Here is a 12,036-nt window from a genome sequence, read left to right as displayed (position 1 = left end):
TATAAGAATAAATATTTCAAAGCTACGCTTATAAAAAATGTTTCTATAAGATGATAAATATTTTTTTATAGTTTTAAAAGTAGATTTATAATTAATACGCATATAACTGAGCTCCTTATTTTATTATTTTGTGTGGTTACTTATATAATAAAACAAAATGGATGCTCAGTTATTTTTATTTTAAAATTTTTTAAAAATTAATTACTTGTAAAGTGGTGTTATCTAATATAAATATCGGATTATCAACATAATTTTTCAAAATATAACTATGTATAAAATCCTTATTTTGGCTACATAAATGAAAAGCAAATATCTAAACTTACTAAAATAGATACTCAAAGAGTACAAGAAATAATAAAAGAGCATATTAACTAAACAATAAAAAATATCTCCATTTAAAAACAAAACTGGAGATATTTTTTATTTTAAATTTTATACAGTTTTCAAATTTTCATTAGAAATTGACTTTTCCATCCATTTCCCCTTATAGTAATAAATACTCATAAATATATTAGTAAATATCCATGTCAGTGGATAACTAGCATAAATAATCCTTACATCCTTCACTATACCGATCATAACTACAAGCCATCCAACTCTAAGCCCGCACATACACACAAGCCCTATTACCATAGGAATAAAGGTCTGACCTGCTCCTCTTAAAACTCCAGATAAAATCTGATTCATCGCATAAATAAAATAAAGCGGTATTATAAATAATATAAACTGTGTTCCATAATAAATTACCTTTTCATCTGTTGTAAAAATCTTCAATATAGGAGTATGAAGAAGCATTATTAAGCCTCCTATTAAAACTGTCATAACTACACAAATTCTCATACTAAGCTTTTTGCCTTTTTTTACTCTTTCAAGGTTTTTAGCACCTATATTTTGTCCTATAAAATTGCTGATTGCCATCGCCATAGCTTCTATAGGCATATAAATAAATCCTTCTACCTTATAGTAAATAGAAAGCGCCGCCATTACATTTAATCCAAATAGATTTACCTTTGACTGCACTATTATATTAGAAAAACAAACTAAAACTGATTGTAATCCAGTAGGTATTCCTATCACTAAAATTTTCTTCAATATATCAAAATCAATTCTAATCTTACTTATATGAAGTTTATAAATTTCATTTGATTTGATTAATTTTATCATTATAAGAACAGCTGATATAGTCTGTGATATTGTAGTCGCAAGTGCTGCCCCCATTACTCCAAATTTAAATTGGACTATAAATATTAAGTCTAAAATTATATTTGCAACACCTGAAACCGCTAGATAATAAAGAGGTGTCTTAGAATCTCCAACAGCCCTAAGTATACCTGTCCCCATATTAAAAACCATCATAGGAATCATACTTAGGAAATAAATCTTAATATATGTAATTGCATATCCTATTACATCGTCAGGTGTATTTATCCATTTCAATATAGTTTCCGCTGACAATAAACCTATCGTCATCAAAGCTATCCCTGAAATCACACTTAATCCCATAGTAGTATGTACAGTTTTAAATATTTTTTCATTATCATTTTCTCCAAAAGCCTGAGATAAAACTACACTTGAACCATTAGATAAGCCTATAAAAAAATAAATCATAAATACAATTACTAAATTACAAGTCCCAACTGCTGCTAATGCGTTTGCCCCTACAAATCTACCTACAATCGCAGTATCTACAGTGTTATACAGTTGCTGGAATAAATTAGATATTAAAACTGGAACAGCAAAAAATACAAGCTTTTTAGAAATATTGCCTTCTGTCATTTGAGTTACTGCCATATATATCCTCCGATTTTAAAATTATTTTTCAATATAAATTTATGTAAATAATGTTATTTTATCTACTTACATCTATTATTTTACAACAATATACGCTAATATATATATATTCTATTTTGTTATAAAAAAATCCATAAAGGTATACAGATTTCCACATTCTCCCTTTCTACCTTAATTTGCTTTTCAGCCTTTTTTAAATCTTTTTCTAATTGTTTTATCCTTTTAGTATCTGCTGAATCATCTCTCGGTTTCTTTTCTGAAATTCCTTTTTCGTCTGCATAGCTAGGTAAATTATATTTTCTTCCCTTTTTCAATTTATATTTAATATATTGCTAAATATTTTTTCTAAAAATAATTAATCAACAATTTCAACATTTTTCAATAATCCAAATGCTCCTATAGCGCCACCTTCCTTTATCATTAAGCCCACATGATTATACATAACTCTACAATCATCAACAGCTCTATACTCTCCTAAAACATTTCCAAAGAAATCTTTAACATAGCCTATTAAGTCCCCCTTTTTAAGAATCATTCCTGCCTCTACATCTGAATACCAAAGTCCAGTTTGTTCACATGTCATGTAATCAGTTTTTCTCCAGATAAATTTTACCCCTAATGGCTTTTTATCTTTTTTATCCATCACTTTAAAATAATCTAAAATCAAATAAATATCTTCAACATAAGCTTCATAATCTTCTCTTTCACATTTATTAAGATTTCCTCTTTCAAGCAATATTGCTGGTATACCTTTAGTTGTCGCATAACTATAAAATCCATTCTTTGCAGTTGACGCAATCAAATGGTTAATTGTTGTCGCCTTTGCCACCTCTAATGAAGCCTTATTTACCTCTTCACTCGCTGCAACAGGGAAGAAAAGACATGGCAACAAAGGTTCTTCGCCTCCACCACTATGAAGATCCACTACAAAATCTGCCTCATTCATAATATTATCTTCAAGAAATGCAGCTATTCTTTTGCTAATTGTTCCCTCTCTATCTCCAGGAAAAACTCCATTCATATTGCCACCATCTTCTGGCACAAATCTTTCGTGTTTTGCGAAAAATCCTTGAGTATTTATACAGTGTAAAATTATAATGCGACCATTTACTTTTAAAGGATCTATTTGCTTTGAAAGTATACTGCAAGCTGCAACTCCTGGATATTCACCTGAATGTACGCCAGCACTTACAACAATTGTCTTACCTTTATTGACACCATTTATTATAGTAACTGGTATATCATAATTATCATCATACGGATGCACCATAAAGTGTAATTTTTCTCCTCTTCCTATATTATGTCCCAATAAACTCCAACTCTCATTTTTCATTATGTTATATCTCCTCATATATTTTCATGTATTCATATATCATTTTATAATAATTCTTATATTTCTACATATTCTATTTTGTTATACAAAAATTTTTCGTTATAAAAAAATCCATGAAAATAAGCGTGTTCAACTTACTCATCCTTCATGGATTACAAATTCAATATCAATTATTATATTTTTATAAAAATACAATATAACGTATTAAATCATATTATAACCAATTTTTTAACTTGTAAAATATTTTTAATCTACTTTTCTGCAACTACTGTAAACATAGGAGTTGAAAAGTAACATTTTTTTAAAAAAACTAAACCTTAAGATGCTAAAGATTTACTTATTTCAGAATTTGATACTAAGAACTTAATCAAAATAGGTATAAATATAAGTTGAATCACCATACCTGGAACTGCTGTAGTAATTGCTGTTACAATATACATCATAGGATTTATATCCGGTGCAAATGTAACTGATGCTATAAAAGCTCCAACTAATGCAAAAATTCTTCCTACAACCATTGCAGAAATAAGTGATACATAAATTTTATTTGTTGTAGAAAAAACAATCCCAGAAATAAGCCCATAACCACAAAGCTCTAAAGCCATTATAGGCATAGTTGGAAGAATTGGTGGCATACTAGTTAAAAGACCACTTAATATAGGAGTTATAACACCAACAATAGCACCACAAACTGGTCCAAGTAAAAATCCTGCTATTAAAACTGGTATATGCATAGGTAAAAATACTGGTCCACCCATATTTAATAAGTGGAAACACATAGGCAGTATTATACCAAAGGCTATAAATAATCCTGATAAAATTAATTGTTTTGTTCCTATAGTTTTTTGTTTCATGAAAATTTCCTCCTCAAAATTTTAATTTATTTATTTAAAACTAAATAATAAATATTGTCGTCTTCAAAAGCTTTTTCTACCTTTAATCCTGCATCTTCAAATATTTTCTTCTGCTCATTCACATCAATAAGTCGAGATTCGCTAACTCTTTCGTCTGTATTTTTATGCATATTATTCAGATATTCCCTGCTATTCGAATGAGCTATAATAAGTTTTCCAAAGTCTAATAAATTATTTTGTACTAGTTTTTTTATTGTATTTGTTTTATTTTCTAAATGTGGAAACATAGAATAAAGTACTATTTTATTAAATTTTTCATCTAAATTATCAGTTTCAACATTTAATAAACTGAACTCTACATTATCTATATCTTTGAATTTTTCCTTTGCTACTTCTAACATGTTACATGATATATCTACAGCTTTTATCTTTCCTTTAGGGCTTAGCTTGGTTAAAAATGGTATCAATACACCTGTACCAGTTCCTACATCTAATATACAATCATCTTCCTTTATATCAATTTGTGATAAAAGATAATTTATTTTTGTTTCGTCAACTTTGGTAATATTATCCCAATCCCTTGCTATACAATTAAAAAAATCTACTTGGTTCATAAATTTCCTCCTTAACATTTATATATTTTTAAAATAAAAAAAGTCCATGAAAAGATATCTTTATACCCTTCTCCTTCATGGACTAATTTAGTTTCTATATTTAATTTTAATTGCTAAACACATCTTTTAATATTTTTTTGCTACTACTGTAAACAAAGGTGTACTAAAATATCTAACTTGCTCTTCTTCATTTAACACTCTATCATTTATATTTTCGTCTATTCTAATTACTTCAAATCCAAATTTAGGTAGATTTTCTCTATCCCATTTTGGTCTCTTTACTTTAGACATTGGAAGCCCATAAGCTACATTTGTAAGAGAAACATTGCTAACAACATATCCATTTTCTTTTTTATAAATATGTTTATATCTATTATCAGCAAACTCCTTTAATCTTCTAGCTTCTTCATCATATAAGTATAAATACCAGTTTGCATCGAAATACACCATTCTTCCATCATTTTTTAAGATTCTCTTACATCCTTCAAAAAAGCCTTGTATGTCTTGTAGATTCCAAGTTACATTTCTAGATATAATTAAGTCAAATGTTTCATCTTCAAATTCTAGATTCTGTACATCCATAGATACAAAATTCACATCTACATTGTATTTTTGCGCATTTAATCTAGCTTTTGCCAGCATCGCATCCGTCATATCAACTCCTGTAACATCATGTCCTGCTTTTGCCATCAATATACAAAATTCCCCTGGACCACATCCTATATCTAAAACTTTTAAACGCCCTTCTTTTTCTACATTTTCAAGTATTGCTTCTGTCCATATACCCCCTTGATTGCATTGTAATTCTGCGTTATTTTCATTTGAATATGTATGTGAACGATTTGTCCAATATTTTTTTATAGATTTTGATATATTTTCTGTATCTAAATTTGCATCTTCATCTATTTTTTGTGCTGATATCATAAACATAGGAGTTGCTCCATATAATAGCTTTTCTTTATCATCCCATACTCTATTTGTTATATCTCTTTCTAAGATTAAATTCTTAAACCCAATTTCACTTAAGACAATTTCATCCCATTGTGGACGAACCTTATCTTCAAGTGGAAATTTATCCTTTACTATATATTCCTCTGGTCCATCAAAAGAACTGTATGCACATCCATATTTTTCGATACATGCTATTCTTCTTCTATCATTTTCTATCTTTAATTCTTCATCGTATTTATCTAAAAACCAGTTTGCATCAAATATTAGCAATTTTCCATTTGGTTTTAAAACTCTTTTCCATTCTGTGTATGCCTTAACTGGATCTAATAATGTCCAAGTTACATTTCTATTTATTATTAAATCAAATGTATTATCTTCAAATTCTAAATTATGACTATCCATTTGGATGAATTTAGGATTTACACCATTTTCTTTAGCATTTATTTCGGCTTGTTTTAACATATTTTCAGTACAATCGATGCCAAGTACATTATGTCCAGCTTTCGAAAGTATTATTGAAAAAAATCCCGGACCACATCCTATATCAAGTACATTTAATCCTTTTTTATAATCCATTTGTTCATTAATTAAATTACTCCAAGCTTCTACTCTAAAACTATCTAATTCATCCTTTATTATATTGCTGTATCCTATAGCATGGTATTCCCATTCTCTTTTTACTTTATTTATTAATTCCATCATGTTCCCCCCTAGTCAATCAAATTCTATAAAACAAAAAATCCATGAAGATAGATGCATTCCTACATTAACTACCCTTCATGGATTTAATTCTCAATCTGTATTTATTTTTTAGTTAATAATATATCTAAGTATATTATATATCATTTTTAGTAATAAATCACTTAAATAATTATTTAATTTCTATATAACATAATCGAATTGACAAAATTTTACAAATATATTACCATATTATCAAGATTTAATAATATATAATTGAGTCATGAAGGCTCTATTGCTGTTAGAAACAGTAATAGGGCTTTTTTTATTTTTGTAAGAAAGGAAGTGATTATGATAAAAAATATTATAAATGTAGATAATCTAAAAAAATTAGCGAGTGGCATTATAATAATTTTAGGTATAACATTTATATCTTTTGCTCTAATGTATATATCTCCTGGTGATCCTGTTGAAATAATGATGTCATCAAACGGATCTGCAGTTTCTGAAGCTGTAATTAATCAAAAGAAAGAAGAATTGGGTCTAAATAAATCTTTTTTAGAACAATACGCAATTTGGTTAAAAGGAGTTGCTACTGGAAACTTAGGTACATCTATAAAATATAATAGACCCGTTACACAAGAAATTTTTTCAAGATTACCAGCCACCTTATACTTAGCATTATTATCGCTGATAATTTCGGTAATTATAGCTCTGCCAATAGGAATATTCGCAGCTGCCAATAACAATAAAATATCAGAACGCATAATAAGAATTTTAAGTCTATTTGGACCATCTATGCCGTCTTTCTTTATAGCTCTTGTACTTATGTACTTTGTTTGTTATAAATTTAGACTGCTACCAATCTCAAATAGTGGTCCTAGCGCAATTATTTTGCCCACAATAACTATGGTTATTGGTATAGCATCAAAATTTATAAGACAAACTAAAAGTATTGTCTTAGAGGAATTAAATAAAGAATATGTCATAGGACTTCAAGTTCGCGGTGTTTCAAAGCATGAAATCTTATTTAAACATGTTTTAAAAGGATGTGCTCTTCCAATTGCTACAATGATTGGTCTATCACTTGGGAATTTACTAGGTGGTGCAACTATAGTTGAAACTGTTTTTATGTGGCCAGGAATTGGAAAGTATGCAGTCGAAGCCATTGCAAGTAGAGATTATCCAGTAGTTCAAGGATATGTCGTTTGGATGTCATTTATATTTTTAATAATAAACTATCTCACAGACAAATCTTATTATTGGTTTGATCCTCGCTTAAAATTAAATAAGAGAGGTGAAAAGTCAAAATGATAGAAAAAATAACAAATAAAAAAAATATAAAGATTATAATCTATTCGACTTTAATTTTGGCACTATTTTTAATTGCTTTATTTTCCAACAAAATAGTCCCTTACGATCCAATAAAAGCTGATTTAACAACAGCACTCCTTCCTCCAAGTAGTACTCATTTTTTTGGTACAGATAACTTAGGAAGAGATGTTTTTTCAAGAGTTATTTGTGGGATAAGAACTTCTTTATTTTCATCCTTAATTATAACTTGCTTCATATTTATATTTGGAATGCTAATAGGTGTAATTGCAGGCTATTATGGAAATATAGTAGACGATATTTTGATGAAAATCACAGTTATACTACAATCCTTCCCAAGTCTAATATTAGCAATTGCTGTAGCAGGTATGCTAGGTCCTAGTTTAAAAAATACAATAATTGCAATTTGTATTATCAACTGGACTAAATACGCTAGGATGGCGAGAAGCTTGACTATTTCACTTAAAGAATCTAATTACATCAAGTCATCTATATTATGCGGAGCCAAAAGCCATCAGATTATATTAACTGATGTTATACCTAATATATCACCTACACTTCTTGTCATGGCTATGTTAGATATAGGCGGTATGATACTTGAAATCGCTGGCTTATGCTTCTTAGGATTAGGAGCTCAACCACCTACTCCTGAATGGGGTCTTATGATGAATGAGGGTAGAAAATATATCTACAATGCACCATGGATGATTCTATCACCTGGTATTGCCATATTAGTAGTTGTTTTCTTATTTAACCTTTTAGGTGATGAGATAAGAGATAGATTTGATGTTAAACAATAGTAAAATTTAAATTCAATATAAAAAAGGAGGTAATTTCATATGAAATTAAAAAAATTAATAGCTGTTTCAAGTGCCTTAATCATGGCATTAGGCCTTGCAACAGGATGCAGTAGTAATAGTAACACATCTTCAGGTAGTAACTCAGATTCAAGTGCTAAAAAATCTTTAGTATTTGCAGACACTCAAAGTCCTGGTAACTTAAATCCTCATCTAGATTGGAATGGTTGGTATGTATCTAGATATGGAGTTGGAGAAACTCTTTTAAAACTAGATGAAAATCTACAAGCCCAACCATTTTTAGTAGATTCATATGAAAACACTGATGATACAACTTGGGTATTTAAATTGAAAGATGGAATAACTTTTTCAAATGGAAATAAGGTAGATGCAGAAGCTGTTAAAGCATCACTACAAAATACTATAAAAGAAAATCCTCGTGCAGTCGAACTTTACAACATAGATAGTATGGAAGCTGATGGATTAACTCTTACTATAAAAACTAAAGATCCAAATCCAGGTCTACCATGTAGTTTGTGTGAACCAATGGGAATAATAGTAGATGTAAATGACAAGGAAAACAGTGATACAAATCCAATATGCACTGGTCCATTTGTAGTAACTAATTACAAAGAAAAAACACAATTTGATGTAGCTAAAAATGAAAATTATTGGGGTGGAGATGTAAAATTAGATTCCGCTACTTTCAAAGTTTTAGCTGACACAAGTGCACTTGATATGGCAACTAAATCAAACGAAGTAGATGTCGCTGTAATTATGCCTAATACTATCTTAGAAGATTATAAAAACGACGACAATTATACAATATCTAGTAATCCTGGTTCTAGAGCTCAAATGTTCTTTATAAATCACGAAAGTGATATTATGAAAGATGTCAATGTTCGTAAAGCTATAAGTCTATGTATAGACAGAGATAACTATAGCGAAGTTTTAAATAAAGGTGGTTCTGTATCTGCTAAAGGTCTATATCCTGACTATGTTTCTTATGCTGGCGAAGGAAATACTTATAATGTAGAAGAAGCTAAAAAAGTATTAAAAGAAGCAGGATATGAAGACACTGATAACGATGGTATCTTAGACAAAGATGGTAAAAAGCTTAGTATAAATACAATTACATACTCTACTAAGGCTGAACTTCCAACTTTTTGTGAAGCTTTAAAATCTGAACTTGCTGAAATAGGTATAGAATTAAATGTTCAAATAGTTGAAAATATGACAGATGAATGCCAAAATGGTAACTTTGATATGGCTTTATGGAGCTTCACTATGCTACCAACAGGAGATCCTCAATATTTTATAGATATAGCATTTACTTCTGATGGAAGTAGTAACTACGGAAAATATAGCAATAAAGAAGTCGATGATTTAGCTAAACAACTTGATGTTGAGTTTGATACAAAAAAACGCGAAGAAATAGCTAGCGATGTAGTTAAAAAAGTAATGGATGACTACGGCTATATATGTATAGGACATGCTAATTACACTTATGTTATGAATAAAAAAGTTAAAAACTGTGTAGCAAATCCATCTGAATACTATCTTCTTGATGCTAATGTAGATGTAGAAGAATAGGAGTGGTTATAATTTTGTTAACAATAAATAATTTAAACATCTCTTACGATAATATCCCTATCGTAAGGGATGTTTCTTTAACAATAAACAAAGGTGAAATAATAGGAATTGTTGGTGAAAGCGGCAGTGGAAAAAGTACTCTACTAAGGGCGATAATGGGAGTTTTAGGAGATGACGGCAAAATAGACAATGGAAGTATCATTTTCGATGAAAAAGACCTTTTAAAAAAAGAAAATAAAAATATATACAGCAAAGATATTTCAATGGTATTTCAACAAGCTACTTTGTACCTAGACCCTATAACTATCATAGAAAAGCAATTTCTTGAAATTATGAAAAATAACAAAGAAAATAAAAAAGAAAAACATAAAAATATCGTAAACTTGTTAAATAGCCTTCACTTAGAAGATGCTGAAAGAATACTAAAAAGCTATCCATTTGAACTCAGTGGCGGTATAAATCAAAGAGTTTCACTTGGACTAGCCATGATAAATAAGCCAAAGTTAATTCTAGCTGATGAACCCACATCTGCTTTAGATGTTACTGTTCAAGCCCAAGTAGTTCAAACACTTAAGGAGCTTAGAAATAATTTTAATACAAGTATAATAATGGTATCCCATAATATGGGTGTTATAGCAAATATAGCTGATATAATAGGCGTTATGTATTATGGGCATTTAGTTGAAATAGGACCTAAAAAAGAAATTTTACAAAATCCTCGCCATCAATATACTAAACAACTACTAAAATCTGTTCCAAATCTAAATGGAGACATTCCTAAAGGAATATCTGGAAGAATTCCTGAATTTGGTTCAGTAATAGAAGGATGTCCTTTTTATGATAGATGTATAGTTAGTGAACACAAATGCAAAATCACAAAACCTGTACTCACAAAAGTAGATAATGGACATTTTACATCCTGTTTACATGCTACAGAGGAAAATAAAATTTATTTAGGAGAAATACTATGATATTAGATGTTAAAAACCTTACTAAAACATTTGAAAAAAATAATAAAACTTTTACTGCTGTAGACAATATAAGCTTCCAAATAAATAAAGGAGAATGCCTCGGTATAGTTGGTGAAAGCGGTAGTGGAAAAAGTACAATCGCTAAAATGTTAGTTAGACTATTAAATCCTGATAGCGGAGAAATAAATTTTCTCGGTAAAGATTTAGCAACTGCGAATAAATCAGAGCTTCAGGCAACAAGAAAAGACATACAAATGATATTTCAAAATCCACTGGATTCATTTAACCCACGCAAAAAACTAAAAACTAGTGTAGGCGCTGGACTTAAATATATAATGGGTCTAAATAAAAAAGAAATCGATAAAAAAGTAAATGAAGCTCTAAACTTAGTTGGTTTAAAACCTGAATATGCAGATAGATATATAAATAAAATAAGTGGCGGAGAATGTCAGAGAGCTGCTATTGCTAGGGCAATTTTAGTTGAACCAAAGCTTCTAATATGCGACGAAATTACAAGTGCCCTAGATGTATCAGTTCAAGCTCAGATTATAGACTTATTAGTAGACCTTAGAAATAAAATGAACATGTCATATATATTTATAACTCATGATCTGACATTAGTAAGATATTTATGCGATAGAGTTCTTGTAATGTACAAAGGCAATGAAGTTGAAAGCGGTACTGCAAAAGATATATTCGAAAATCCTATGCATCCTTACACTAAGCTACTTCTCTCTTGTATTATGACAGTAGATAACATTGATGAGAATAAAAGTATAAGCTATGAAAAACTACAACATTCTGGTGGATGTAAATTTAAAGAAATGTGTCCAAATAGAATGGAAATATGTAATTCTATAAAACCAGAAATTAAACAAATAAACAATAGAAACATACGTTGTCATCTATATAATGATTAACAATTTTATCTAAAAAAATACTGCTCTATATAGGAATTAAACCTTTTGTAGAACAGTATTTTTATTTTCCACAAAATAAATAAACTATTGTTTTTTAAAAAAATAGAAAGTATTATATACCTATAGAGGTATACCTATAAGTATAATTTTAATCTATATGGGAATGTATTTAAAAAGGAGGAACTCATGAAATTATTCAAAT

11 protein-coding genes are annotated in these 12,036 nt (G+C 29.2%); 5 read left to right on the top strand and 6 right to left on the bottom strand.

All coding sequences use genetic code 11. From position 1 onward, the window contains the following. Window positions 1-432: 432 nt before the first annotated feature. From SPD90_RS03575 to SPD90_RS03550, 6 genes are all read right to left on the bottom strand, one after another. Window positions 433-1,791, bottom strand: a complete 1,359-nt coding sequence (locus SPD90_RS03575) for an MATE family efflux transporter (protein ID WP_320627311.1) — start codon at window positions 1,789-1,791, stop codon at window positions 433-435. Window positions 1,792-1,910: 119 nt separating this feature from the next. Next, the gene (locus SPD90_RS03570) at window positions 1,911-2,105 is read right to left on the bottom strand and encodes a hypothetical protein (protein ID WP_320627310.1); all 195 of its coding nucleotides are present in this window, start codon (window positions 2,103-2,105) and stop codon (window positions 1,911-1,913) included. A gap of 41 nt (window positions 2,106-2,146) precedes the next feature. After that, entirely contained in the window at window positions 2,147-3,124 is a 978-nt protein-coding gene (locus tag SPD90_RS03565; protein WP_320924334.1) for a M14 family metallopeptidase, read from the bottom strand. 317 nt (window positions 3,125-3,441) lie between these two features. Continuing rightward, complete coding sequence (locus SPD90_RS03560) at window positions 3,442-3,978, bottom strand: ECF transporter S component (RefSeq protein ID WP_320924333.1); 537 nt, start codon at window positions 3,976-3,978, stop codon at window positions 3,442-3,444. Window positions 3,979-4,004: 26 nt separating this feature from the next. Next, entirely contained in the window at window positions 4,005-4,592 is a 588-nt protein-coding gene (locus SPD90_RS03555) for a class I SAM-dependent methyltransferase (RefSeq protein WP_320627307.1), read from the bottom strand. A 126-nt stretch (window positions 4,593-4,718) separates the two neighbouring features. Further along, complete coding sequence (locus tag SPD90_RS03550; protein WP_320924332.1) at window positions 4,719-6,242, bottom strand: class I SAM-dependent methyltransferase; 1,524 nt, start codon at window positions 6,240-6,242, stop codon at window positions 4,719-4,721. Window positions 6,243-6,572: 330 nt separating this feature from the next. Here SPD90_RS03550 and nikB point away from each other — a divergent pair, with 330 nt between their 5' ends. From nikB to SPD90_RS03525, 5 genes are read left to right on the top strand one after another with little or no spacing between them, the layout of a single operon-like run. Further along, on the top strand, window positions 6,573-7,535 hold the full coding sequence (gene nikB, locus SPD90_RS03545; protein ID WP_320924331.1) for a nickel ABC transporter permease: 963 nt from the start codon (window positions 6,573-6,575) through the stop codon (window positions 7,533-7,535). Continuing rightward, window positions 7,532-8,353 (top strand): nickel transporter permease, encoded by an 822-nt coding sequence (gene nikC, locus SPD90_RS03540; RefSeq protein ID WP_320627304.1) that lies wholly within the window; start codon window positions 7,532-7,534, stop codon window positions 8,351-8,353. The genes nikB and nikC overlap by 4 nt, the downstream gene beginning before the upstream one ends. Window positions 8,354-8,392: 39 nt before the next feature. Further along, window positions 8,393-9,943 carry an ABC transporter substrate-binding protein gene (locus SPD90_RS03535; RefSeq protein ID WP_320924330.1) on the top strand — a complete coding sequence of 517 codons (1,551 nt, stop codon included), beginning with the start codon at window positions 8,393-8,395 and terminating at the stop codon, window positions 9,941-9,943. 14 nt (window positions 9,944-9,957) lie between these two features. Then, entirely contained in the window at window positions 9,958-10,914 is a 957-nt protein-coding gene (locus SPD90_RS03530) for an ABC transporter ATP-binding protein (RefSeq protein ID WP_320924329.1), read from the top strand. Further along, complete coding sequence (locus tag SPD90_RS03525) at window positions 10,911-11,834, top strand: ABC transporter ATP-binding protein (RefSeq protein WP_320924328.1); 924 nt, start codon at window positions 10,911-10,913, stop codon at window positions 11,832-11,834. The genes SPD90_RS03530 and SPD90_RS03525 overlap by 4 nt, the downstream gene beginning before the upstream one ends. Window positions 11,835-12,036 lie beyond the last annotated feature (202 nt).

Origin of the sequence: Intestinibacter sp., from assembly GCF_034113885.1 — a bacterium.
In the GTDB taxonomy this organism is placed as follows: domain Bacteria; phylum Bacillota; class Clostridia; order Peptostreptococcales; family Peptostreptococcaceae; genus Intestinibacter.
This window is presented reverse-complemented; position numbering and strand designations above follow the sequence as displayed.

Bases quoted from the DNA above. Each gene is read 5' to 3' on its own strand.
- SPD90_RS03575 (WP_320627311.1), bottom strand. From the start codon at position 1,791: ATGGCAGTAACTCAAATGACAGAAGGCAATATTTCTAAAAAGCTTGTA.
- SPD90_RS03565 (WP_320924334.1), bottom strand. From the start codon at position 3,124: ATGAAAAATGAGAGTTGGAGTTTATTGGGACATAATATAGGAAGAGGA.
- SPD90_RS03560 (WP_320924333.1), bottom strand. From the start codon at position 3,978: ATGAAACAAAAAACTATAGGAACAAAACAATTAATTTTATCAGGATTA.
- SPD90_RS03555 (WP_320627307.1), bottom strand. From the start codon at position 4,592: ATGAACCAAGTAGATTTTTTTAATTGTATAGCAAGGGATTGGGATAAT.
- SPD90_RS03550 (WP_320924332.1), bottom strand. From the start codon at position 6,242: ATGGAATTAATAAATAAAGTAAAAAGAGAATGGGAATACCATGCTATA.
- nikB (WP_320924331.1), top strand. From the start codon at position 6,573: ATGATAAAAAATATTATAAATGTAGATAATCTAAAAAAATTAGCGAGT.
- nikC (WP_320627304.1), top strand. From the start codon at position 7,532: ATGATAGAAAAAATAACAAATAAAAAAAATATAAAGATTATAATCTAT.
- SPD90_RS03535 (WP_320924330.1), top strand. From the start codon at position 8,393: ATGAAATTAAAAAAATTAATAGCTGTTTCAAGTGCCTTAATCATGGCA.
- SPD90_RS03525 (WP_320924328.1), top strand. From the start codon at position 10,911: ATGATATTAGATGTTAAAAACCTTACTAAAACATTTGAAAAAAATAAT.